The 24449-nt window shown below is 66.3% G+C and carries 21 protein-coding genes and 1 pseudogene; 6 read left to right on the forward strand and 16 right to left on the reverse strand.

Translation table 11 applies throughout. The features are described 5' to 3' along the window. The 9 genes from V3W47_RS13845 to V3W47_RS13885 all read right to left on the reverse strand — a co-directional run. Positions 1-747 (reverse strand): TIM barrel protein (locus V3W47_RS13845; protein ID WP_331825810.1); only part of this gene is annotated, 747 nt, incomplete at its 3' end. Positions 748-833: 86 nt separating this feature from the next. Beyond that, positions 834-1826, reverse strand: a complete 993-nt coding sequence (locus tag V3W47_RS13850; RefSeq protein ID WP_331825811.1) for an alpha/beta hydrolase — start codon at positions 1824-1826, stop codon at positions 834-836. Between the two features lie 114 nt (positions 1827-1940). Beyond that, complete coding sequence (locus V3W47_RS13855) at positions 1941-4538, reverse strand: family 78 glycoside hydrolase catalytic domain (RefSeq protein WP_331825812.1); 2598 nt, start codon at positions 4536-4538, stop codon at positions 1941-1943. A 153-nt stretch (positions 4539-4691) separates the two neighbouring features. Then, the gene (locus V3W47_RS13860; protein WP_331825813.1) at positions 4692-5567 is read right to left on the reverse strand and encodes an alpha/beta hydrolase; all 876 of its coding nucleotides are present in this window, start codon (positions 5565-5567) and stop codon (positions 4692-4694) included. Between the two features lie 439 nt (positions 5568-6006). After that, complete coding sequence (locus V3W47_RS13865) at positions 6007-8367, reverse strand: alpha-L-rhamnosidase-related protein (protein ID WP_331825814.1); 2361 nt, start codon at positions 8365-8367, stop codon at positions 6007-6009. Positions 8368-8369: 2 nt separating this feature from the next. After that, positions 8370-9251: a carbohydrate ABC transporter permease gene (locus V3W47_RS13870; protein ID WP_331825815.1), complete on the reverse strand. Its 882-nt coding sequence runs from the start codon at positions 9249-9251 to the stop codon at positions 8370-8372. Positions 9252-9264: 13 nt separating this feature from the next. Further along, the gene (locus V3W47_RS13875; RefSeq protein WP_331825816.1) at positions 9265-10230 is read right to left on the reverse strand and encodes a carbohydrate ABC transporter permease; all 966 of its coding nucleotides are present in this window, start codon (positions 10228-10230) and stop codon (positions 9265-9267) included. Between the two features lie 132 nt (positions 10231-10362). Beyond that, positions 10363-11583, reverse strand: a complete 1221-nt coding sequence (locus V3W47_RS13880; protein ID WP_331825817.1) for an ABC transporter substrate-binding protein — start codon at positions 11581-11583, stop codon at positions 10363-10365. 69 nt (positions 11584-11652) lie between these two features. Continuing rightward, positions 11653-12840, reverse strand: a complete 1188-nt coding sequence (locus tag V3W47_RS13885; protein WP_331825818.1) for an ROK family transcriptional regulator — start codon at positions 12838-12840, stop codon at positions 11653-11655. An 860-nt stretch (positions 12841-13700) separates the two neighbouring features. Here V3W47_RS13885 and V3W47_RS13890 point away from each other — a divergent pair. Together V3W47_RS13890 and V3W47_RS13895 are read left to right on the forward strand one after the other, a co-directional pair. Beyond that, positions 13701-14327 carry a DUF6088 family protein gene (locus tag V3W47_RS13890; RefSeq protein ID WP_331825819.1) on the forward strand — a complete coding sequence of 209 codons (627 nt, stop codon included), beginning with the start codon at positions 13701-13703 and terminating at the stop codon, positions 14325-14327. Next, a complete protein-coding gene (locus tag V3W47_RS13895; RefSeq protein WP_331825820.1) occupies positions 14324-15373 on the forward strand; it encodes a nucleotidyl transferase AbiEii/AbiGii toxin family protein in 1050 nt (349 codons plus the stop codon). Before V3W47_RS13890 ends, V3W47_RS13895 begins: the two co-directional genes overlap by 4 nt. Before the next feature lie 256 nt (positions 15374-15629). Here the strand turns inward: V3W47_RS13895 and V3W47_RS13900 are convergent, their stop codons facing one another. The 3 genes from V3W47_RS13900 to V3W47_RS13910 all read right to left on the reverse strand — a co-directional run bounded on the left by V3W47_RS13900 (position 15630) and on the right by V3W47_RS13910 (position 18172). Further along, the gene (locus V3W47_RS13900; RefSeq protein ID WP_331825821.1) at positions 15630-16517 is read right to left on the reverse strand and encodes a ParB/RepB/Spo0J family partition protein; all 888 of its coding nucleotides are present in this window, start codon (positions 16515-16517) and stop codon (positions 15630-15632) included. After that, entirely contained in the window at positions 16514-17281 is a 768-nt protein-coding gene (locus V3W47_RS13905; RefSeq protein ID WP_331825822.1) for a ParA family protein, read from the reverse strand. The genes V3W47_RS13900 and V3W47_RS13905 overlap by 4 nt, the downstream gene beginning before the upstream one ends. Before the next feature lie 90 nt (positions 17282-17371). Continuing rightward, positions 17372-18172, reverse strand: coding sequence for an IS3 family transposase (locus tag V3W47_RS13910; protein ID WP_331825883.1), 801 nt, complete (start codon positions 18170-18172; stop codon positions 17372-17374). A gap of 237 nt (positions 18173-18409) precedes the next feature. Between V3W47_RS13910 and V3W47_RS13915 the strand changes: the two genes are divergently transcribed. Continuing rightward, positions 18410-19411: an IS110 family RNA-guided transposase gene (locus V3W47_RS13915; protein WP_331825823.1), complete on the forward strand. Its 1002-nt coding sequence runs from the start codon at positions 18410-18412 to the stop codon at positions 19409-19411. An 18-nt stretch (positions 19412-19429) separates the two neighbouring features. On the opposite strand, the gene V3W47_RS19710 is transcribed toward V3W47_RS13915, so the two are convergent. The 4 genes and pseudogenes from V3W47_RS19710 to V3W47_RS13930 all read right to left on the reverse strand — a co-directional run bounded on the left by V3W47_RS19710 (position 19430) and on the right by V3W47_RS13930 (position 22632). After that, complete coding sequence (locus V3W47_RS19710) at positions 19430-19747, reverse strand: transposase (protein WP_442877230.1); 318 nt, start codon at positions 19745-19747, stop codon at positions 19430-19432. Positions 19748-19942: 195 nt separating this feature from the next. After that, a pseudogene (locus V3W47_RS13920) lies at positions 19943-20215 on the reverse strand (transposase family protein); the annotation flags it as partial. Between the two features lie 100 nt (positions 20216-20315). Beyond that, the gene (locus V3W47_RS13925; RefSeq protein ID WP_331825824.1) at positions 20316-21953 is read right to left on the reverse strand and encodes a hypothetical protein; all 1638 of its coding nucleotides are present in this window, start codon (positions 21951-21953) and stop codon (positions 20316-20318) included. 112 nt (positions 21954-22065) lie between these two features. Further along, positions 22066-22632, reverse strand: coding sequence for a recombinase family protein (locus V3W47_RS13930; protein WP_331825825.1), 567 nt, complete (start codon positions 22630-22632; stop codon positions 22066-22068). A 296-nt stretch (positions 22633-22928) separates the two neighbouring features. Between V3W47_RS13930 and V3W47_RS13935 the strand changes: the two genes are divergently transcribed. The 3 genes from V3W47_RS13935 to V3W47_RS13945 all read left to right on the forward strand — a co-directional run bounded on the left by V3W47_RS13935 (position 22929) and on the right by V3W47_RS13945 (position 24418). Then, positions 22929-23249: an ArsR/SmtB family transcription factor gene (locus V3W47_RS13935; RefSeq protein WP_331825826.1), complete on the forward strand. Its 321-nt coding sequence runs from the start codon at positions 22929-22931 to the stop codon at positions 23247-23249. Between the two features lie 4 nt (positions 23250-23253). Then, positions 23254-23715, forward strand: coding sequence for an arsenate reductase ArsC (locus tag V3W47_RS13940; RefSeq protein WP_331825827.1), 462 nt, complete (start codon positions 23254-23256; stop codon positions 23713-23715). Positions 23716-23830: 115 nt separating this feature from the next. Then, on the forward strand, positions 23831-24418 hold the full coding sequence (locus V3W47_RS13945) for an MIP/aquaporin family protein (protein WP_331825884.1): 588 nt from the start codon (positions 23831-23833) through the stop codon (positions 24416-24418). Positions 24419-24449 lie beyond the last annotated feature (31 nt).

Below are 24449 nucleotides of genomic sequence, written 5' to 3' on the forward strand. Positions count from 1 at the left end.
GTCGTCCGCGTAGCGCCGGGCGTTGAAGTGGAAGCCACCCAGCCGCCCCTCGTCGAGCAGGAAGGCGACGATCTGCTCGATGTTGACTCCCTGCGCGTGGTGCCCGAGGTCCACGAGCACCTGCGCCCTCTCCCCGATGGCGAGGCAGTGGGCATAGGCCGCGCCCCAGTCGAAGAGGTCGGTGGCGTAGAAGGCGGGTTCGAACAGCTTGTATTCCACGAGCATCCGCGCGCCGTCGGGCAACGCGTCGTGGACCCGTTGCAAAGCTTCCCGAACGCGCCGTTTCCTCGCCCGCAGGTCGTCCTGCCCCGCGTAGTTCGTGCCGTCCGCGAACCAGAGGGAGAGGTCACGCGAGCCGGTCTGCCGCATCACCTCCACGCAGTCGAGCAGGTGCCCTATGGCCTGCTCGCGCACTTCCTCGAAGGGGCTGGTGACGCTGCCGAGTTTGTACACGTCGTCCTGAAAGACATTGGGGTTGATCGCGCCGAGGGTCAGGCCGCGCTCCTCCGCGTACTGCCGCAACTCGCCGTAGTCCTCCACCTCGTCCCAGGGGATGTGCAGGGCGACGGAGGGCGCGATGCCGGTGAGGCGCTGGACCTCGGCGGCGTCGTCGAGCTTCTCGTACACGTCACGGGCGGCCCCCGGCGCGGCGAAGGTCTTGAAGCGGGTGCCGGAGTTGCCGTAGCCCCACGAGGGCGTCTCGATTCTTTGCTGGTCGAGGGTGCCGAACAGGTCCTGGGTATGCACTTTGTTCTCCTCCATAACGATGAGCTAGGTGTTGGCCGCGTCAAGGGTGGCGCGGAGATTCTTGGGGAGGGGGTATGCTCCCGGCGTCAGCCCGGCGTAGTTGGTGCAGGCCCGACCTCATGCCCCCACAACGCGTGCCGGAGCGCCCGCACCACGTCCTCCCTGGCCCGCCGCGACACCCTGGCCGTTGGGACGAACACGTCGAAGCCGTGATACGCCCCCGGATACACGTGCAATTCGGTGGGCACCCCCGCCCGCAGCAGCCGTTGCGCGTACTCGATGTTCTCGTCCAGGAACAAATCCAGCTCCCCGACACTGATAAACGTCGGCGGCAGGCCGGAGACGTCCTCTGCCCGCGCGGGCGCAGCCTGGTATGGCACGTCCTCCCCCCCCGGCTCCCGCCCCAGGTAGCACTGCCAGCCGAATCGGTTTCCCGCCCGGTCCCACAGAAGATGATCCGAGCCGACCTCCTCGGCACTCCGGGTGTTGCGGTCATCCAGCATGGGGTAGATCAACACCTCGAAGCAGACGGGAACTTCCCCGCGGTCGCGGGCCAGCAGCCCCAGGCCGGCCGCGAGTCCACCGCCCGCACTCCCCCCACCAATGGCGATCCGCTCCGGATTCACGCCGAGCGCCTCGGCGTGCGTGTACAGCCATGTCAGGGCGGCGTAGCAATCCTCCAACGGGCCTGGGAAGGGCACCTCGGGCGCGAGGCGGTATTCGACCGACACCACCACGCAGTCCACCGCGTGCGTCAGGGGACCGACATACTGGTCATCGCCCGCCACGCTGCCCAGCATGTACCCCCCGCCGTGAATCCACAGCAGGGCGGGCCGCTGCCCACCCGCTCTGGCCGGGCGGTAGAGGCGGACCATGACGTCAGGGGCACCCTGGGGTCCCGGGATGAGCCGGTCCTCGGCGAGGACGTCCGGTGACGGCAGCGAGGCGCGATTGAGGTCCGCGAACGTCGCCTGGTGCTCCTCGCGCAGCCGGGGAAGCACCCCGGGAGTGAGGACCATCGGAGGCAGCCCACCAAGGGGGCCGACCAGTTCAGGGTCGATCCGGGCAATCTTAGTCATGGGACCTTCCAAGTGAAAGCAACACGAGATCATGTCGGGTCGCCACGGCAGGGGTTCGGCGCGGGGGTAACCACCGACGACGCGCGAACGGGCCGGACGCGCACGTGGAGGGCGTCATATCAACACCTCCGCCCTGGCCACCAGGGCGTGACGACCCGAGCCCAAGACCTGGACTGTCTCCGCCGAGCGGTATTCCTCGGGCAGAAGCACCTCCGCTGTCACGCCCACCGGGAGGACCACGTCCAGTTCGAAGGTGTCTCCCGCCTTGCGCCACTCCACCTCGAAGTGTCCGGTGGGCGCGTCGTGCGTGACCCGCGCCCACGCCAGGGGTCCCGGCTGGGGCGCGATCCTCACCCGTGTAAAGCCCGCCTCCAGGGGCAAGAGCCCACCAGTTCCCTCGAACAGCCACTGCCCGACACTGCCCAGCGAGTAGTGATTGAAGGAGTTCATGTTCGGGTCACCGAAGCCCCGCTCGTGCGTGAACCCGTCCCAACGCTCCCAAATGGTCGTCGCGCCCTGCCGTACGGAGAACAACCACGACGGGAAGGTGTCCCGCGCCAGCAGCCGCTGGGCGATGTCGGCGCGGCCCCCTTCGGCGAGCACCGGCAGCAGGTGCGCCACCCCCAGGAACCCCGTCGTGAGGTGGTCGCCGCGTGCCTCGATGAGGTCCACCAGCCGGGCCAACGCCGAGGGTCTCAGGTGTTCGGAAAGCAGGCCGAAGCGGAGCGCCAGGGTCTGCCCCGTCTGCGTGCGCCCCCTCAGCCACCCGTTCTCCTCCAGGTACGCCGTCTGAAAGGCCACGCAAATTCGCTCGAACAGCACCCTGTACGCCCGCGCCTCCTCCCGCCTTCCCAGTGCCGCCGCCATCTCCGCCATGAGCCGCGCGTCATGCGCCCAAAAGGCGGTCGCCACGAGGTCCTTGGGGGTACGGCTACCGAAGCCGTCCTTTGGGTCGTCGCCGTCCTGCGCGAGCCAATCGCCGTAGTCGTTGCCCCGGCGCCTCAGCCACAGGAACTCGGGGTTCGCCTCCCCGATGTACGTCATCCAGCGCGTCATGGCCGTCCATGCGCGCTGAGCGACGCTCAGATCACCGCCGTACCGCCACAGTGTCCACGGAACGATCACGCCCGCGTCCCCCCAGCCGGGCGCACCGTCCTGCTCGGTCACGAGGCGGGGTGCCACATCCGGAAAGGCCCCAGCGGGACTCTGCGCGTCGAGCACGTCCTGCATCCACTTGGAGAAGAACGCTGCGCAGTCGGCATTCAGCAGAGCGGTGGGTGCGAATACCTGGGCGTCGCCAAGCCAGCCGAGCCGTTCGTCCCGCTGCGGGCAGTCGGTGGGCACGGACAGGAAGTTGCCGCGGCGGCTCCAGTCGATATTGGACTGGAGCTGGTTCAGGTTCGGGTCGGAGCACGCGAAGGTGCCTGCCTGCGGGGTGTCGCTGCCGACCACCACGCCGTGAAGGTCGAGGAGCTGCGCGTCCCCGACGACTTCGACGAAGCGGAAGCCGTGGAAGGTGAAGCGGGGTTCGAACACCTCCTCGGGATCACCCTTACAGACGTAGGTGTCCGTGGCGGCGGCGGAGCGGAGCGCCTCGGTGTACAGGGCACCGTCACCCCGGAGCATCTCCGCGAAGCGCAGGGTGACGCGCGCGCCCGCCTCTCCCCGAACGCGGACGCGGACCCACCCGACGATGTTCTGCCCGAGGTCAAAAATCCGCACGCCCGGCGCAAAGAGGATGTCCTGTGCGGGTTTCAGGGTGGCGAGCGCGCGGATGGGCGGTCCGGCGTCCGCCGTCAGGGTGCCGTGCCAGCGGGTCGTGACGACGGGCGACCAGGCGGAGTCGTCGTAGTCGGCGAGGTCCCAGCCGGGCAACTCGGCGCGGGCGTCGTACGTTTCGCCCATCAGCAGGTCGGATGCGCGGACCGGTCCGGTGGTGGCGGTCCATGACCCGTCGGTCGTGACGACGACCCGCGCGCCGGTGTCGAGGTGCACTTCGAGCTGCGCGAGGAAGCGGGGGCGGGGACCGTAGTGGCGGCGCTCGTTGCGGAAGCCGACGTACCCGCAGTACCAGCCGTCGCCCAGCACCGCACCAAGGGCGTTGTCGCCCTCTTGCAGCAACGAGGTGACGTCATAGGTCTGGTACAGCACACGCGTGTGATAGTCGGTCCAGCCGGGCGCGAGGAGGGCGTCACCAACCCGCTGCCCGTTGAGGCGCGCCTCGTACAAGCCGAGTGCCGTGACGTACAGCCGTGCCGAACGGACGGGGGCGTCCAACCGGAAGGTCCGGCGCATCAGGGGCACCGGGCGGGGTCGGTCCTCGCGGCTCCAGACCTCGTGCTCGACCCAGGTGGCCTGCCAGTCCCCCGGGGTGAGAAGTCCCATCTCCCACGTCGAGACGTCACTCCACGGCCCCGGTCGGCCCCCCTCGTCCCACACGCGGACCTTCCAGCAGCAGCGTTGCCGGCTGGGCAGCGGCGACCCGGCGTACGTGATGTGTGAGGTCACGCCGTCCAGCCGACCGCTGTCCCACACATTCCCGTCGTCCTGCGCGAGGTGATTGGGGGTGGTGGCCACGAGGACCTGAGCGGCGGTGATCGTGCGGCCCTGCCCTTCGCCCGTCACCCACCAGCTCAGACGTGGAGCGGCGGTGTCGAGACCAAGGGGCGCGACCTTGTGGTTGACGCGCAGGCGAATCGGGGTGAGGGTCATGCTGAGAAGGCTCCTGTGGCTATGAGGCGTGGGACTTTGGACCGAAGGAGTGATGAACTCTGAGTTCGGGGCAGGCGAGTGGGAGCGCGGGGCAGCTGTGCAGGACGACGCCGGGGGCGCAGGGAGAGGACAATTCGTAGGGGCCGCCGAGACTCAGGGGGAGCGCCGTTCCAGCAGCCCCTGCACCCTGAGCCAGTCGTGGAAGTGGTCAATCCAGGTGTCGCTGGGGAGGCCCTGACGCCGCAGCCCGAAGCCGTGCCCGCCCCGGCTATAGACGTGCAGCTCAACGGGAAGCCCTGCCGCGCGCCACGCCACGTACAGTTCCAGGTTTGGCCTCACGACGGCATCGCCGAGGTCGTCGTCGTTCGCGTAGGCCAGGAACAGCGGCGGTGCGTCGTCCGGCACGGTGACCTCCTCCCACAGCGCCCCATAGATGGGTGCAGCGAAGTTCGGGCCAGGGCCCGTTCCCGGCTGCAACGTGACGTTGACCGTCACGTTGCCTCCCGCGGAGAAGCCCATCAAGCCCACCCGGTCGGCCGCCACGCCCCACTCGCTCGCATGCTCCCGCACGAGGGCCAAAGCCCGCTGCCCGTCGGCGAGAAGATGTGGCCGGTGTCCCCGGGTCAGGTCGCGCATGGCATCGTGGCTTGAAAACAGTTCGTGGATGTGCTTCTCGAACGCATCATCCAGGTCAGGCGTCGGGATGACGCGGTACTTCAGCACGAACGCCGCGACGCCTCGCGCGGCCAACCACCGCGCCACGTCGTAGCCCTCGTGCTCGATGGCGAGCGTGTGGTGGGCCCCGCCGGGGCAGACGATCACGGCCGTGTCGGTCGCCACCTGCGGGTCTGGCAGGAACGCCGTGAGGGTCGGGGCGCTGACGTTGCGCACAAACCTGAAGTGGACGGCGGTGCCCGGCGGCGTGGTGGACCATCGTTCCGCTCGCGTGCCCTCGAGGCTCGTGGGCGCGCCATTCGGCCACAGGGGCAATTCGAACGTCGCCCGGTCAGGCAGGGTCGAGTCAATCACGGGGAACTCCTGAGAAGTGGGGCGTGATCAAGGAGGGGGGCGTCGCGGCGGATGAGCCGCAAGTGCGTGAGGTGCTCAAGGTCCCGGCAGACGGTCAGCTCGTGGACTCCGAGGTGCTCCGTTCCTGCCCTCATCGTCAACTCTTCATGGGCAGAGAGCAGCGCACACAGGTCATCCGGTCGCTTAACCCGCCTCAGGCGTCCCGGCGGCACAAGTCGATCGGCGACGGCCTTGGGGTCGCTCAAGCGCAAGCAGGTTAAGTCGCTGCACACGGTTGTGTCGTGCCCGCCGAGGGTCTGGGCGGGGTCCGTGACCCGCATGACGGGCTGCCGAGAGAGTCCGTCGAGAATGAGGGCCGCCCGTCGTTCTGCCAGCACCTTGCCCTGTGGCGAAGCCGTCAAGGATGCACCGTCATACTGCGCGCGCCCCCTCCCGCCGTTCATGGCCGCCCCTCTCCCAGCACCGCGCCGGTCAACCAGACCGGCACGACCTTCGGTTCTACGCGCTCCACCGTGAGACTCCACGTGGCCTGAACGTCCTCCCCGACCTCAAGGGCCAGGCCCTCCGGCAAGACCAGCGTGGCGAAGAGGCCTTCCGGTTCGGCGCGGAGGTCCACCTGCACGTCCCCCAACGGTGTGGGAACGCGGCCCCGTGCCCAGCGCAGGTCACCCAGGTTCGGGCGGAAATGCGCCGTGCGCCAGCCGGCCTCGGCGGGCGTCACGCCCAGGACGCTGCCACTCAGCCAGGCGGTGGGTCCGGCGGACCAGCCGTGGCACAGCGAGGTGCCGTACCCGCCGTACTGCGCGTGCTCTCCCGCGATGATCGATACGGCGTGCGGGTCGGGCGCGTGGACCCAGGCGGGATCGAACGCTTCCCAGAAGGTGGTGGCTCCCAGCGAGAGCATGGTGCCCCAGTGGTGGCGCAGGTAATCGAGGCCCCACTGCACCTGCCCGAGGTGCGCGGCAGCTTGTAAGTCGTTGAAGCGGTGCCAGAACGTCATGGTCATGTTTGGATCGTCCGCGAGGGACGCGCCAAAGACCGCCTGTGCCTCGGCATCGTCCAAGACGCCGCTGAGGATGCAGATGGCAGCGAGGTGATGTGGGACGTGCTCGTGCAGGCGCGGCAGAAGTTCGGCGCGGGCACTCTCCCGCATGCGCCCGGCGAGCGTGGCGTACGTCGTGGCGGGACGACCGAGCCGCGTGAGCAGTGCCGCGCCGTCGCGCAGGGCGCGGGTAGCCAGCAGGTGGCAGTACAGCTCACGCTCTCCTGCGGTGAGGGGTGCCCAGTCCACGAGGTCCCAGCCGGTGTGGAAGCGCCAGCGGCCGTGCTCGTCCGTCCAGTTCGAGACGTGCTTAAGCGTGGCGTCCAGTGCCCCCGCGACCTCTTCGATCAGGGTGAGGTCGCCGGTGTAGCGGTGGTAGTCGTGCAGGCCCACCACCCACCACAGGGTGTACGAGGGGATGTCGTTGATGTCCCCGGTGGTCGTCTTCCACCCGGCGCTGAGGCCCGGGTACCGCTGCCACTCGGGCCGTTCGGCGGGCGCGGGGCCGAGTTCGCCCAGCACCCCGAGGGTGCGCGCGACGAGACGCGTGTCGCTCAGCAGGTGATACGAAACGAGCGCCTCGACGTGCAGATCGCCCATCCAGGGGCGCTGATCGCGCTTGATACCGTCCCACAGCTCGTTCTGCATGCACAGCAGCGCCGTGTGCGTCGCCACCCGCCAGACGCGGTTGATGGTGTCGTCGCTGCACTCGAACGCACCCGTAACCTCTGCGCCGAAGCGGACGTGCTGCACCTCCACGGGGTCCAGAACGATGTCCCCGTCCGAGGCGAGCGCCACGAGCTTGACGTACCGGAATCCGGTGGGGCACGTCGCGAACGTCTCGCCCTCGCGCAGGGTGATGACGTCGGTGAGGCGGCGACCGTGGTGCTCGACCTCCCCGAGGGACTCGCCGGTCGTGACGGCCAGCAGGGCGGTGCCGGGCGTGCGGGAGGTCACCTTCACGCGCGCGAAGGTCTCCTCGCCCACGTCGAGCACGACGTGCGGGGCGCGCGCCTCGAAGATGTCGAGCCAGTCGTTGGTGGCGATGGCGTGCGCCTCGCGGGCGTACTGCCACAGGTCGTGCCGCCGCACGGGATCGAGGACCGGACCCTGCTCGGGGACCGGACGGGCGGGCCGGAAGGTGAGGCGGCGCGCGTCGCTCGCATCGACGCCAGCACCGAGTGCGAGAAGGCCGGGGGACATGGCGACGACCCGGTCGAGCGTCCCGGTGCGCACGGTCTGCCACCCGGTGGTGAGCCGCAGGAAGTCGTCGGGCGCGTCGCAGGGAAAGCCCCACGGCTCGCCCCACACGCCGTCGAAGGCCCAGGCGGGCCGGTGCAGCGGCCCCCGCGTGGCGCGCCAGTCCTCGTGGGGGTCGCGGGTCATCGTCCACGTGTCGTCCGTGGCGATGCGCCCAGCAGTGTCCCCGTTCTGCCAGTCGAGGCTGGCGAGGACGAACGGCTGACCGTGCCCTCCCCCGCGCGCCTCGACCTCGAGACAATGCTCGCCCGCAGGCAACCGCACTTGGGCGTGACGGGTGGTGCGCCAGGTCGGCAGGGGCTGGCCGCGCAGGGTCAGTTCCTGTTCGCCCAGCCAGACGCGCACGGGACCACTGCTCACCAGGGACACGGTGGCGAGAGCATCGCGGCCCAGGGAGAAGGTGCGGCGGAACACGACGTGATCGGTCACCTCGTCCCACGGCCACCACAGGCGGCGCGGAAGGGGAAGGGGGGAATCCGTGGAGGGGGGGATCGTCACGTTCAGCCTTTCGAGCCGCTCATCTTGACGCCCTCGACGATCCAGCGCTGACCCAGCAGGAACATCAGGAGCAGCGGGAGAATCGCGATGAGCGAGGCGAGGAACACCAGGTGCAGGTTGACGGTCTGACTCGTCAGCAGGGACGAGATGCCGACCTGGACGGTCCAACGTTCAGCACTCTGCCCAATGAGCAGCGGCCACAGAAACTGGTTCCAACTGCTGATGAACGTCAGCAGCCCAAGCGCCGCGATCATCCCGCGCGAGTTCGGGAGCGCCAGGTACCAGTAGGTGCCCCACCAGCCAAGCCCGTCGACGCGGCCCGCTTCCTCCAGCTCCTTTGGGAAGTCCAGGTAGAACTGCCGGAACATGAAGGTATTGAACGCGCTGAACAGCCCGGGAATGATCAGGCCCTGATACGTGTTGATCCAGCCGAGCTTGGCGACGATGACGTACTGTGGGATGAACAGCGTCACGACCGGCACGGTCATGGTGAGCAGGACCAGCCCGAGCACGAACCCGCGCGCGGCGGACGGGATGCGGGCGAGGCCGTACCCGGCGGCGGACGCGATCAGGATGCTGACGACCGTCTGCGTGACGGAAACGATGGTGGAGTTGCGTAGACCCAGGAGAATATTCACATTCGGGTCGCGCAGCAGTTCGGAGACGTTCTCGGGGTGCCAGGGCGAAGGCAGCCAGGAGAACTCTTGAGAGACAATCTGCGCGTCGGTCATAAAGGCGTTGCGCAGCAGGAGCCAGAATGGCAGCAGGAACAGGAGGCTGAGCACGCCCAGGGCGATGAGGCTGGGTAGGCCGAGCGGACGGCGCCGCCGGGGTCGGGGGGTGACGGTCTCCTGCCCGCTCAGACGTGGGGTAGATGGAGTCACGGCACGGCTCCTTTCACTCGTCCGTGGCGCGGCCGAGCCCGACAATGCGCGACTGGACGAGGGCGACGACGAGGATCAGGGCGGTGAGGATGAACGCGCCCGCGGTGGCCTGGCCGTAGTCCTGCGAGGCGAACGCCGTGTCGTATAGGTACCACAGGGGCGGGCGTGCCCCCAGGGCCGCGGCGGCGCTAGAACCGCCGTTGACGCTGCCGAGGACGTTGTAGAACTCGTCGAACGACTGGAATCCGGCGACGACCGTGGTGAACAGCACGAACACGCTGGTGTTGCGCAGCATCGGCAGGGTGATGAAGCGGAACACTGCCCATCCCCGCTCGGCCCCTTCCATCTTGGCCGCCTCATAAAGGCTCGCGGGAATCTCGTTGAGGCCCGCGATGAACAGCAACATGTTGAAGCCGATCTGGAGCCACAGCCGCACGCTGATGAGCGCCACCCACACCCAGGGGAGGCTGCTGGTCCAGGCGATGGTATCGAGGCCCAGGGCCAGCAGGGCCTTGTTGGCGATGCCGAACGAAACGCCGCTGAACAGGCCGAGCTTCCAGATCAGGCTCGCGACGACGTACGACACGGCGGTCGGGAGGAAGAAGACGCTGCGGAAGAACGCGCGGCCGATGCGGGTGCTGTTGACGAGCATGGCGAGGCCGAGCGACAGGAAGAACGTGGTAGGCACGATGAACACCGCGAAGATCACCGCGGTCTTCAGGGCGCCGAGGTATCCGGGGTCGGCCAGCAGGGTGCGGTAGTTCTCCCAGCCGACCCAACGGCCGAGGTCGATGCTGGCCCTGGCCTCGCTGAAGCTCAGCAGGAGTCCCCAGCCCATCGGGACGAGGATAAAGGCGACGAGGCCGAGGACGAGTGGGCCGACGAACGTCCAGAACGCCAGTTCGTCCCGCCCGCCCGGCCGTCGCCGGCGGGCGGGCCGGAGGGTGGCCGCAGTGGGTGGAGTCAGGTCACGTTGCATGGCAGCTCCTGTGAAGCACCCGAGACGGCGGTGCACGCGGCCTCGGGTGGGCGCATCAATCGTGGTGGCCGCCTTCGGTCTCAGCCGATGCCGATTGACTGGTCGGGGTCGTCGCGCGCGGAGCTGTAAAGGTCACTTGAGGCGTTGCGTGAGTTCCGCTTGCGCTTTGGCGGCGGCGGCCTTGACGAGCGGCGCGAGGGGCTGGTTGCCGTTGACAGCCTGCGCGGCGACATCGTTCAGGGCCGTCTGCATGCCCCCACCCCAGCCCGTGGGCAGGAGCTGGCCGTACGTCTTGTTGAGGCGGACGACCTCGGCGGCGTTGCCCTTCGAGAGCTTCGCGGCGGCCTGGGTCGCGGACGCGCGCGGGGGGAGGTGGAAGCCGTACGCGGTCGCCCACTCGGCCTGAAGGGCGGTGTTCTGAATCCACTGGGCCTTCACCAGGGCCTTGGCGGCGGCGACGTTCTTGCTCTTGGCATTGACGGCGATGTTCCAGGAGCCGTACAGCATCACCGACTTGCCCTGCGCGTCGAGTTTTGGCCACGGCAGCACGCCGAAGTCGTCCCCGAGGGCCTTCTCAACGGCGGGGAGCGCCCACAGGCCGTTGATCTGCATGGCGGTCAGACCCTGGTTGAACGCCGTGGGGTCCCAGAAGTCCTGCGGTGCGCCCTTGAGCAGCACGCCGGACTGGTTGAGTGCGCGCAGCGCCTCGTACGCCTTGACGGTCCGGGAATTGTCGAACGTCACCTTGTTGCCCTGGACAAGCGGCACGCCTGCCGAGGCGGGCATCCAGGTCGCGAGGGCTGCGACGCCACCGTCGTTGCCGATGAAGAGGCCCTTCTGCCCACCGGTGGTAAGTTTTTTCGAGGCGGCGAGCAACTCGGCATAGGTGGTGGGGGGCTTGACCCCGGCTTTGGCGAGGGCGCTCTTGCGGTAGTACAAGACGACGGTGTCCATGATCATCGGGACGGCGTAGATCTTCCCCTTGTACGTGACAGTGCCGAGGATCGGGCCGAAGTCCTTCTTGTCCTGCGCGGTGAACAGGTCGTCGAGGGGGACGATCTGCCCGGCCTTGGCGCGGGTGTAGATGTCGCTGGCGTCCTCGAAGAGATCCGGGCCGGTGCCGGACAGGAGGGCCGCGTTGAGCTTCTGGGTGTAGTTCCCGGGAATCCAGGAGACGTTGACCTTCACGTTCGGGGTCTTCTTGGTGTAGTCCGCCGCGTAGCGCTGCACCGCCTGCTGTGTGCCCGCCTCACCGTACTGGTGGTACCACTGTTCGAGCGTGACCTGCTGGGCTTGGCCGAGGGCGAGGGCGGCAACGGACAGCGCGAGGGTCGGGATGAGCCACTTCTTCATGGGGTTCTCCTGGGGAGTGGGAGGCGAGAGGTTCGGGCGGGAGTTCGGTCGAGTCGGGTGCATGGCCTCCTAAACGATGCCCAGGTCGAAGGCGCGTTGAACGGCGAGGCTCGCGGCGCCACGGACCCAGGGAGTGAAGGTGTTATCGGTCCAGGGATCGACGATGAACGGGAGATTCCGGGCACGACCGGCGAAGGCCAGGTCGCGGATGGTGGCTTGCAGGGGGGCGAGGTAAGCCTCACCGAGGCGGGAGGCTTCCCCGCCGAAGAGGATGAGTTCCGGATCGACGGTGTTCACGAGGTACGAGACGTGCCGCCCGAGGAGCGTGCCGGCGTCGTGCAGGAGGGCGCGTGCGTCCTCGTTGCCGTCACGGGCGTGCTCTGCGATGAGGTCGGCGGTCATACCGCCGAGGTCCGGACGGTGTTCGGCGTACTGCGAGATCAGGGCAGGCTCGGCGGTGTACGCCTCGAGGCAGCCGTGCTGGCCGCAGGTGCACAGGCGGCCCCCGTCGACGATGACGTTGTGTCCGAACTCACCGGAACCGCCCCCACGACCGCGGAACACCTGACCGTCGAGGATGAATGCGGCACCGACGCCGCGACCGGCAGTGACGACGAGAACGTTCTGGTGTTTTTTGGCGTGGCCGAAGAGGTGCTCTGCGACGGCGTAGGCGTTGACGTCGTTGTCGGCCCACACAGGCACCCCGAGATGCGCGCTGGCCATCTCCGCGATGGGGACGTCAAACCAGCCGAGCTGCGGGGTCTGCACGGCGGTGCCGGTGGTGAAGTCGACGATGCCGGAGAGCGCCAGGCCGATGCCGAGCAGCCGGTCGAAGGTCAGCCCGCGCTCGTCGAGCAGGCGAGTGCAGACGGTATGGAGGTCGCGGAGGATGTCCCCTGGGGCGGTGCTGGTGACGGGCAGCGTGGTGTGCGCGAGGACGCGGGTGGAGAGGTCGGTGAGGCCCGCGTCGATGCGCTCCTGGCGAATCTTGATGCCGATGGCGAAGTGCGAGTCGTAGTTGATGTTCAGGAGGATGGGGCGGCGCCCACCGCCGCTGCTGGCCTGGGTCGTCCCCTGCTCGCTGATCCAGCCGTCCCCGATGAGTTCGGCGGTGACGATGGTAATGGACGCCGTGCTCAGGCCGGTAGCCTCGGCAAGCTGGATGCGGCTGAGGGGTCCTTCAGTGCGGAGCAGGTCGAGGATCAGGCGGCGGTTCTGCGATCGGACGGTCGCAGGGTCGGCTTTGAGACTGCGCATAGCGCCTCCTTGAGAGTTAGTTAGCGTAACTAGATAACTGAGAGTAGTCCAGCCGGTGTGGCCTGTCAAGTCCCGGCCCGGAGGGTCCACCAGCCCTGGGTTTTGCCACCTCCAACAGACTCGGGTTCGAATAGAGTTCACCCACAAGGGGCTCTCAGTGAGGACGCTGCCTCCTGGTAGAGCGGTGGGGTCCACAGTCGAGAGTGCCCTGGTCGGTCCTATTCCACGGCACTTCGGGCGTATCCTGGCGGCGCTCCCCACGCCGAAGCACCGTCGAACACAGGTGGGTGGCTGGGAAGAAACGCATGAACGCAAGCTCCGAGAGGAGCCGGAGTCAGTGCAGGTGCCGGAGCAGCGTCCCCTCGATTCCTCGGCGCACGCCTTCAGGCAGGTGGGGGAAGAGGATGGGCTACCCTCGCCGCGCGCGCCGGAGGTTTCCTTTCAATGAGGCGTGATGCCGGTGGCTGCGCAGCACGAGCGGGTTCTCCGGCACTTGTTCAGGGCATCGCCGTCGACATGATGGACGGACCGCGAATTCGGGCGTCCAGGTCTCCCCTCCCCTCTCGGGGGCCGCCTCTTCTCCCTGCACAACGAAGCTGCTAAAGCGCTGCTTACCAGACAACACACCAAACTTGCTCCAAGCATGTGGTTTTTCCGTTGATTCCGTGCAATGGGTCGAGTGAATGTGTTGCTAAGGCAAGGACACCCTGAGCACCGTGCCGAGCGGACTGTTTTTCGTAGAACCTCGAGCTTTGGTGAACCAGCAGGATTCCGTCTCGGCTTCTTTCGTCGGTGAGGCTCCAGGATCGAATGTAATACAAGTACCTTATGTCAGATATTATTGCAATAATATCTGACATATGAGGGTGCAGTCCACTACGGAAGTGCGTCGGTTTGTGGAGCGGCAGCCCGAGGGGGAGCCCTTCTCACCGACGGAACTGTTGCTCTACGGAACGCGCGCGAGCATCGACCAGGTGCTCTCCCGGTTGACCCGCGATGGCGTCATCGAACGCGTAGCGCGCGGCGTGTACGTCAAGCCCAAACGCAGTCGGATCGTCGGCAAGGTTCCGCCCAACCCGCTCGCGGTGGCCAGGACCTACGCGCGTGCCCGTGGGATCCCCGTCACCACTCCGGGAGCGCAAGTGCTCGCCGAGTACGGCCTCAGCACCCAGACCCCCGTGACGCCGGTCCTCAGTGCCGGGGTGAGCGGCAAGAAGACGTTGAAGATCGGCCACCGTCAGGTCACCCTCAGACATGCACCCAGGTACGTGCTGCGCCAGGCGGACACACCTGCGGGTGACGCCCTCGCCGCGCTGCACCACCTGGGGCGCCGCCGCGCGGATGAGGGTCACGCCGTTCTCGAGCGTCTCAACGCCGCCACCTTCGAACGGTTGCTCGAACTGCGTCCTACCCTGCCCGGTTGGCTCGCCGATTTGATCACCACTCATGCGCGCGGGACCTCCCACCCGGGGAGGACTCGACCTTGAACTGGCTGACGTTGGAACCCGGAGAGCAACGTGACGTCCTGGAGGCGGTCGCCGCCCAGCAGAACCGGGAGCCGGTCATCCTGGAGAAGGATCTGTGGGTCGTGTGGGCGCTCGCCCAGACCTTCGTGCTGGGCAGCAGCGGGGTCCCGATGGCGTTCAAGGGCGGGACCAGCCTGTCCAAGGGCTACGCGGCCATCACCCGGTTCAGCGAGGACCTCGACATCACCCTGGGGCTGCTCGGCGCGTCGGGGCGCACACCTGCGGACCTCGCGGCCATGACGCGCAACCAGCGGGACAGGGCCATTGAGGAGTTAGGACTTCAGGCCCAGGCCTTTGTGCAAGGCCAGATCCTCCCCCACCTGGTGGAGGAGGCCGCGGCTCTCGACGGGCGGGTGCGGGTCGTCACGGAGGGAGAGCCCTCCGCCCTGCAGCTGGCCCTGCACTATCCGACCGTGCTGCCGGCGGGTGCCGGGTATATCCAGCGGCGCGTCCTGCTGGAGTTCGGGGGCAAGAACCGCATCGAGCCGCGCGAACAGCGCACCATCCGCACCTACCTCGCCGAGGACCCCGAGGTGCGTGCGGCCGTCGAGCTGCCCGAGGCCACGGTAGAACTTCTGGACGCACGGCGCACCTTCTGGGAGAAGCTGACGGCGCTGCAGGCGGCCTGCGCCCAGCCGCAGAAACTGCACCGGCTGACCCACTTCTCCCGGCACCTGCTTGACCTGCACGTGCTGATGCAGAGGGAGACCGGCCCCGCCGCACTCGCGGACAGCTCCCTGCGGGACGACGTCATCGCCACGAAGACGGTCCTCTTCCGCGAGACGGGCGTGGACTACGCGGATTGCCGCACGGGAAGGGCCGTGATCGTGCCGGAGGGAGAAGTGCTGCGGGCTCTCGAACAGGACTACCGGGAGATGGAGGCCTCCGGGATGTTCGGTGTCGAAATCGTCCCGTTTCCCGACATTCTGGCGACGTTGCAACAGATGCAGGAGCAACTTGGCGGGGAAGCGAAGGGTGACCCCGGCGACAAGCCGGACCCCGCGTAGAACGTGAGTTATCGGGCGTCCGGCTGCCTGGCGGAAGCGTTCAGGTCGAGGTACTCACCTATGTGGCGCGAGCGCTCACTCCCGACATTGTCCGGGCTGCGGGTGGTGGCCCCTCTCCCCTGCCTTACGGCCTGAGGGGATGCCTTGATCAGGCGCTGGAACAGGTAGTGAACCAGTAGACTGTTTACCCTCCTCAGAACCGGCCTGACCGAGAAAATTCGTTCAGAGAGACGCGTGTATTACCGGTAATACGAACTCAACCCCCCTCTTCAGCTGATCCGCGGAGCACGGGGGGCATCTTTGCTAACCAGCGTTCGACTGCCTTCCGGTCCTCTGGCGAGAGGCGGCTCATGAAATGGCGGTTGGCAAGCTTGCGACCCGTTTCTAGGGCTGGGGAGGTTTCCCCTTTCCGGCTGGCCTTGCCGAGCTGCTCGACCTCCTGCCGCAGTTCCGCCCGGCTCATTCCGCTGGTGGCGAGTTCGATCAGACGGGCGTGGTGTTCAGCTGGGACACCGACGATGACCGAGGCGAGCGTGAACGGCAACCCGGCTCGCACCGCGTCCAGGAGTGGCTCAGGCCAGTTGAGGATGCGGAGTTTGTTCCGCGTGAAGCTCTCCCAGGTTTCCCCCAGGGGGGCGAACAGGGTGTTGAGTGTTTCCTGCATCGGCCCCGGCTCTTCCCGAAGCAGGGCCAGCAGTCGGGGACGGACCTCCTGCACCGTGAGATCCAGCGCCAACGAGATGAGGGCCAGTTTCGCGTCCAGCTCGTCGATGACGTTCAGGTTCTCGCGCTGCAGGTTCTCGACCAGGGCCGCGATCCGGGCCTGATGGTCGTCGAGGGAGCGGATGATGACCGGCACCTCTGTCAACCCGGCGAGCTGGGCGGCCCGCCAGCGCCGCTCGCCCGCCACGATTTCGTGCCCGCCATCCACCGGACGCACGAGCAGGGGTTGGAGCACGCCTTGCTCCCGGATGCTGGCGGCCAGCGCCTCCAGGCTGGCCTCGTCGAAAGCCCGGCGGGGCTGGCCGCTGCCGGAGCGCAGGTCCGCGACCGGCAGCGCCTGCTCCGCCTGAGGGGAGCGGGTGAGGTCAGGTACGTCACCGAGCAGGCCGGAGAGCCCGCGCGTCGGGCGCTTGCGCGTCATGCCCGCACCTCGTACCGGAGACCGGCCGCCTGCGCCACGTCCTCGGTCATGCGGACCACGTCACCGTGGACCGGGGAGCCCGGCGCGTAGACGCCCACCGGCGCTCCCTGGGCGGTGCTGTCGAGCCACACGGCCTCCCGCTGGGGCACCGGGCGGGCGAGTGGGCGGAGCTTGGCCTGCAACTCTGCCAGGGCCTCGCGGTCGTGCAGGCGGCGGGCGTCGTAGAAGGTCGGGACGTAGAGGGCGACCGTCAGGTCCGGCCTCACCTCCCGGTATTCCGCGAAGGCGTCGAACAGTCCGGGCAGGGCGTCCAGGCCTTTCTTCCGGGTGGGCACCGGGACGACCATGCGGTCTGCGGCCAGGGCGCCGAGGATGGCGAGGTGCCCGAGGGAGGGGGGGCTGTCGATCAGGACCACGTCGTACTGATTGTGCACCTGTGTGAGCGCCCGGCGCAGGCGACCCTCAGCGCCCACCCGGTTGTTCATCTGCCGCTCGGCGATGGCGAGGCCGACGTGGGAGGGGATGAGGTGCAGACCATGCACCTCGCGGGGGTGGGGGAGAGGTGCGCCGTCCACCGCGGTGGGGTAGACCGTCTCCTCCCGGGTGGCGTCCTCGACTCCCAGCCACGTCGTGAGATTGGCCTGGGGGTCGAGGTCGATCAGCAGGACGCGCAGGCTGGAGCGGGCGAGCTCGTAGCCCACGTCGCGGGTCAGGGACGTCTTTCCCGCTCCGCCCGCATGATTGAACACGGTCAGGGTGATCATGAGCAGACGATACCCCGGAGACGGACTGGCGCGGCAGGGGAGAGGACCGGCCAGTTGGACTGGCCCAGTTTTTAGGACGAAGCACTCGACTCAGGGAGAGTGTACGACGACGGGCGGGGCGGTGGGCTGGGCCCACCGCTGGGCGAACTCGTCGGGGGTGAGGTATGCGAGCGAAGAGTGTGGCCGGGCGGTGTTGTAGAAGCTGCGCCAACCGTCCAGCAGCACCTGGGCGTGCCGAGCCGAGTGGAAGACCTCGACGTTCAGCAGCTCGTCACGCAGACGGGCATGGAAGCTCTCGGCCACGCCGTTTTGCCAGGGTTTCCCAGGGTCGATGTACCGGGTACCCACCTCCTGCACCGCGAGCCAAACTTTGAGGTCGTGGGCGATGAACTCGGGGCCGTTGTCGCTGCGGATAAAGGCGGGCACGCCGCGTTCTCGCATCACCTCGACCAGGACAGCTTTCACGTCGGCGGACGTGAAAGCTGTCCCACAACGTAACGCCAGGGATTGGCGGGTGAACTCATCGGTGAGCGTCAGGATTTTCAGGGTTTGGCCTCCCAGCGTCTGGTCGAAGATAAAGTCGTAGGTCCACACCTGATTTGGCTGCTCGGCTCGCAGGGGAACGTGCTGCCCGGTGCGGATTTTTCTCACCTTGCGACGGGTGGGAAGAGCGAGGGACTCGCTCTTCCAGAGGCGATGGACGGTTTTCCGGTTCACCTGCATGTCTTCCCGACGCAGCGTGGCGTGGACACGACGGCATCCCCAGCGGGGATGCTCGCGGGCCAGCGTTCTGATTCGTTCCCGGAGCCGCTCGTCATGCCGGGGATGGGGGCGGTAGGACAGCGACGAGCGGGGCAGCCCCACCAGTTCGCAGGCTCGGTGCTGTCGGATATTTTTTACGTCTTAGGCCGGGACGCCCTTCCTGATCAGAATGGGAAGTCAGGCCAGCCCGAACCAACAAGCCAGAGATTTTTTTAGGCCCCAGAAGGCCCCAAGCGCAGATCTGGCCGGTTCGGGCGCTCCGCTCGAAGACTGAACACTATCCAAGGCACAGAAGCCTGCACTGTAAGAACCAGTTCCGAGCGAGCTTGACCTGACGACTTCACCCTACCTCTTGGGAGGTTTGTGATGCACGTACTCGGCCTGGATGTCGGCAAGGACACTGTTTTCGCCCATCTCCTCCTGGTTGACGGGGCTCACCATTCATTGGCGGCGGTGCCCAACACTGCCACAGGCTTCGACCAACTCCTGCGCTGGGCGGGGAAGCATCGTGCTTCCCCGCCTGAGGTGCACGTGGTCATGGAAGCGACGGGGGTGTACTGGGAAAACTGCGCGCATCACCTTCACAAACAAAGCTGCACCGTCAGCGTCGAGAACCCAGCACGCATCAAGTATTTCGCCCGTTCCACGTTGCGCCGTGGGAAAAATGACGCGATGGACGCAGAAATCATCGCCCAGTACGGTTTGAAGATGCAGCCGAAGGCGTGGACGCCACTGAGTCCCGCTCTTCAGGAACTCAAGCTGTTAATCCGCGAACGGTCCGCGCTGCTGGTGACCCTGAATGCCGAGCAGAACCGGCTCCACGCGATGAACCACCGAACGACAGCGAGCACCACACTGGTTGGCCTGATCCAGGAACGCGTGGCGTTCCTGAAAACACAGGTCGAGGCCCTTGAAACGGCGATGCACGGGCTGGTCGAGCCCAATCCTGTTCTTTGCGAACCCCTTCACCTGTTGATGACCATCCCCGGGTACGGCTTCCTGACGGCGGCCAGCGTCCTGGCCGAGACCGACGGTTTTGCCCTTATTGAGACGGGGACGCAGATTGCCGCCTACGCGGGGATTGCACCGGCCCCCTTCGAGTCCGGCAGCAGCGTTCAGGGGCGTGGTCGAATCTCGAAGGTCGGCAACGCCCATCTCCGACGCACAGCGTACCTCGCGGCTTCGGGTGCCAAGCATTCCAAGGGGCGCATGGGGGAGTTCTACCGCCACCTGCGAGCTGCGGGGAAGCCGCCGAAGGTCGCCCTGATTGCTCTCGGACGGAAGTTATTGCGAACGGGTCTTGCGGTCGTGAAGTCTGGCCAACCCTATCAGGAAGCCTACCCACGACCCCAGTTCCTTACCTCTTGACGGTCCTGCTGGAAGACACTATCTGCGGACCAGAACTTGCGCGGCCTCGCGGCGCTCAAGGGCCGTCAGCGCTTTTTTGCCAGGATCTCTTTCATGCCCTCCAGCTCCAGGCGCTGCTGACCGACCGACTTGAGGAGGCGCTCGTTCTCGCGTTCGAGCTGACGGAGCCGCCGGGCTTCGTCGACCGTGGCCGTAGCCGTATTTCGCCTTCCAGGTGTAAAAGGAGGCCGTACTGCATCCGGCCTCCCGGCACAACTCTAGGGTGGGCTTTTCGCCTTTTTTGGCGTCTTGGAGCAGTTTGATGATCTGTTCCTCGCTGAACCGCTTGTGCTTCATAAGTCATCCTCGCTTTCCAGCCGAGGGAAGGGGAAGCCCCCTTCCCCAGCTCTGGGGCGAGCCAATGATCTCCAGTCAGCTTTGTCCAGTTTTTGGGGGGCAGACCACAGTAGGCGGTATGTCCCTCCAGGGTTCTGGCAGGTTCAAGTGAGTCGGGTGGTAAGCCGTGCTTGACCGGAGGCCGTACTACCCCGTCAGAAAAACGTCCAGCACAGCGCCGTGTTCATCAACAGCCCGCCACAGCCAGTGTTTGACCCCGCTGGGGTTCCCGGTGACGGAGGCCCTGCACGAAGAGGTCGCAGAATTTGATACACCAGACTCGAATGGATTGGCGGGTGACGAAAATGCTCGTTCGAGCAACAGTTCCTCGATATCCCGGTAGTTCAGGGTGAACCGATGGTAGAGCCAGACGGCGTACCTGATCACCGCAATGGGGAACCGGTATCTGGGGAGTTTCTGACCGCTCAGTACTGCGCCACCCTACTCCAACAACTTGTCATAACTCTTGGAACATGCGGCGGGAGGTTAGCTCACCCGGGTCTCCAGGCCGACCGATTGCCCAGAACGGTCAGGGAATTTGTACGGGTCCGTGGGAGTCTCTGCCCCACCGAGGACCCTGAAATTGATCAACAAATACGTTCTGGGGCCACTTATCGTCAAGGTGGCCATGGGCAGTGAGCTTTAACTCATCGTCGCTGCGACCAACGAACTCTTCGGCGGAACGCATCAACAAGTCATGCATATTTTGGCCGGTGTCATGAGCAACTTCACAGTGGCGTTCATAGTCTTCGATGGACAGTGGCAGGAATTCGCCCAGTCTCGCTTTCAACTCGGCATAAGTTGGATCACGGACGATGGCCTGGTAGAACTGCGCGTCCGCGCCGGGCACGCTCTCTCCATACACCATGACTGTCAGGTCGCGGCTCAGATCGGCTGCCCGCCAGGCACCGTGATGTTCTGGCAGATCCTTGCGCTTGTCTTCGCCCTTCAGGACGGTTTTCTGGAGGAGGTTCAACAGCGGGGTCAAGCCATCGTCGGTGGGTCGACTCAAGGCGTCGTCATGCATGCGATTGGCTTTGTATTCGACCTGGATCACGGGCTTGCCGGGTGCCAACAGGGGGTCGGCGGCGGAGCGCATGCCTCCGCGGCCAGAGGCGCTGTAGGGGAATTCGGCAACAACGGTCATGTCCGTTCCGCGTAAGCGGTCCTCGGTGAGCGCGCAGGCATACGCTTTAAGCGACCAGCCGTAGGCGTTCAGTGCCCGCTTACGGTCCGGGGCTCTGCGAATCAGGACGTGCGGAAGCCTGGAGACGGCTCGCAGGAAGGAGCGTAGGTTTGGGAGAAGGAGTTTGCCGTCTGGGAGCTCAATGAGCGGTTTGACTTCCAGAGGCAGGGGCATGAAACACTTCTGACCCGTGTTGTACGGAGCCTCATGGAGCAGGGCACGGACGTCATCCAGGCTGGAGATCAGGGCGTCGAGCACACCGGGGAGCTCGTCGGCTGGAAGCTTCAACTTGGGATGCTGCAAGAAGTTGAGGGCCTTCTCCCGTGTGATGCTGATCTCCGACAGGAACGGATAGATCTCATTCAGGTACTGTTTGAGGTCCGTGACGGAAAGCTGTGGCCGACCCTCCTCGGGTACACGCCAGTACGCTTGCAGCCACGGCGGATTGAAGTGCAAATTCTCGTTGAAAAAGCGAACATAATTGGCGTACAGCGCCTCACACGCAAGCAGGAAAGTGGACACGCTCGCCCCTGTGAGCTCACGGAAGAAGTCTGGGAGATGATAGAACTCTTCCTGATGCCGGGCTTGCCAGGTGTTGCGATGAAGTGTGGGGTAGTGGTGGAGGAGGGCATACGTGCGGTTAGTATTTTGGAAGACGTAGCGCCCATCCAGGCCAACCTGGTGCCGCCAAAGCGTTCCTGTGAAGCCATTGACGCCACGCACATCCGTAGTTCTGAGGAACTCCAGGTACTCCGGGCTCGGCTCCATGAATTTGTGCAAGTTCTTGACCAAGTATTCCGCCATGAACCCTACGCTTGGCTTGGCAAGGTGGGTCGTTTGCGCCTGGCTTTCCAGGGTGAGGCGTGTGAACAATTGCCAGGACACGCCATGGAGTCCAGCGAAGGCGGGGGCAGTCAGTGTTGCCCAGAACTCACCCTTCGTGGCGTCTAAGGCGCTGAGGACGGCGCTGAGCTCCAGCAAGTAGGGCCTCCGTCAGGGTCGCTGCGCCAGCGCGCAAAAGGGCTAGACAGGAAGACGGTGGCTGTCCTGGCCGCTCAAGCCGATGCGCTGGCCTGCCGCAGCGAGGGCAAGTTCAGGTCCAGTCTGGCCGTTCCAGGTACTGATAGAGCGTCTCCCGACTGATCCCCAATTCCCGCGCCAGAGCAGCTTTCGATTCTCCAGCCTGCACCCTGCGCCGAAGTTGCTGCACCTGCTCGGCACTCAAGGCCTTCTTGCGGCCCCGGTATTTCCCTTGCTTGCGGGCGAGGGCGATGCCCTCGCGTTGCCGTTCCCGAATCAGCGCACGTTCAAACTCTGCAAAAGCCCCCATGACGCTCAGCAGCAGATTCGACATGGGCGCATCCTCACCCGTGAACGTCAATCCCTCCTTGACGAACTCCACCCGGATGCCCCGGCAGGTCAGGCCACTCACAAGCTGGCGGAGATCGTCCAGGTTGCGAGCCAGGCGGTCCATGCTGTGGACGACCACCGTGTCCCCTTCGCGGGCAAAGGCGAGCAGGGCTCCGAGCTGGGGGCGGTGAACGTCCTTGCCGGAGGCCTGATCGGTGAACACCCGGTCGACCTGGGTCTGGTCGAGCTGGCGTTCAGGGTTCTGGTCGAGGGAGCTGACGCGGGTGTAGCCGATGCGTTGATCGGGCAAGGGGTGTCCTCCAAGGAAAGTGTCAGGTTGAAGTCTGTGACTTGGTAGAATCGATGTCAGGAAAACTCAAAACCCACTCTATTCTGACAGTCCTGACCGTTCTTCTCTGACGTCCAGTTGGGGTATACCCCAGCACCACACTTTCCCCCTTGATGCAGGCGGGTCCCCATCCACAAGCAGCGCTCTACAGCTGCGCATCAGTGGTCACGCGAAAGCAAACGCTCAGCGGACCTGGTGCCGCCGCGCCCGAGCCCGCTCGTCTTGGCGGCCGTTTGTGTCACATCTACAATGTCTGGATGACGACGCTCACGGTCGCGACCGTGCTTGACCAGCTCAAGGCCCTCTCCCACGAGATCCGCTTCGAGTTGGTCCGGCACCTCGCCGGGGGAGAGCGTTGTGTCTGCGACCTGGAAGCGCTGCTGGGGCTCCCCCAGTCCAAGGTCTCCTACCACCTCGGCATCCTCCGCGAGGCCGAACTCGTCTGCTCCGAGCAACGCGGCAAGAACACCTACTACACCCTGCAGCAAGATCAACTCTTTCAATTAGGTGGCACACTGCTCAGCGAGATTTTTACCGGCCCCCTCGCCTTGACGCATCAAAACAAATCCATATGCTGAGGGCGTGAAGCGCGTCCTAATCCTGTGCACCCACAATTCCGCCCGCTCGCAGATGGCCGAGGCCCTGACCCGGGAGGCCGCGCGGGTGGCTGGCCTCGACCTCGACGTGCACTCGGCGGGGACCGAGGCGACCCGGGTGAAGGACGACGCGAAGACGGTGATGGGGGAGATCGGCCTGAGCCTGGACGGACACAGCAGCAAAACGCTTCGGGACGTGCCAGACCCACAGAACTTCGACTACGTGATCACCGTCTGTGACTCGGCGGCGGAGGCGTGCCCGGTCTACCCGGGCAAGACGCACCGCCTGCACTACCCCTTCACCGACCCGAGCGGGGGCAGCCTCGACCGCTGGCGCACCGTGCGTGACCAGCTCAGGCGCCAGTTCGAGGCCTTTGTGCAGGCCCTGAAAGATGGGCAGCCTGTTCCGCCCACCTACGCGGACAGCCCCCCCGTCCCCGTCGCCTGACGTGGCGGTGTCCCTCGCGCGTGCCCTCTTCGCCGAGGGACTGGGCACCTTCGCGCTGGTGTTCTTCGGCCCGGGTGCGGCGGTGGTCTAGGCCCAGACAGGTGCGCTCGGGCACCTGGGCGTGGCGGCCGTATTCGGGCTCACCGTGGCAGCGGTGATCGCCGCGCTCGCCCCAATCAGTGGGGCGCACATCAACCCGGCGGCCACCTTCGCCCTACTGCTGGCGGGCCGCTTCCCGCCCGGGAGGGTCTTGCCCTATATCGCCGCCCAACTGCTCGGCGCCACGGGGGCCGCGTTCGTGCTGCTGGCCCTTTTTGGACTCAAGGGCAACCTGGGGGCGACGCTCCCGGCGGGCACCATCATTCAAGCGTTCGTCCTCGAAGCGGTGCTGACCTTCTTCCTGCTGCTGGTCGCGCTGCGCTCGGGGCTGCCCTGGGTGGTGGGCGGGGTCGTCGCCCTGGAGGCCGCGATGGGTGGGCCTATCACCGGGGCGAGCATGAACCCGGCCCGTTCCTTCAGCCCGGCGCTGGCGAGCGGCCTCTGGACGGCCCACTGGCTGTACTGGCTCGCACCCCTGCTCGGCGCCGCCCTCGCCGTGACCGCCAACCACCTGCTCAGCCCCACACAACCCCTGGAGCCCCGACCTCACGGCACGCAGGAATTCATGCCGCAGCGGGGCAAAACCAGGTCGCCTTCCAATTGATTGTTGTCGTCTACAACTGTTGATCTTGACA

Source organism: Deinococcus sp. YIM 134068 (assembly GCF_036543075.1).
GTDB lineage: Bacteria > Deinococcota > Deinococci > Deinococcales > Deinococcaceae > Deinococcus > Deinococcus lichenicola.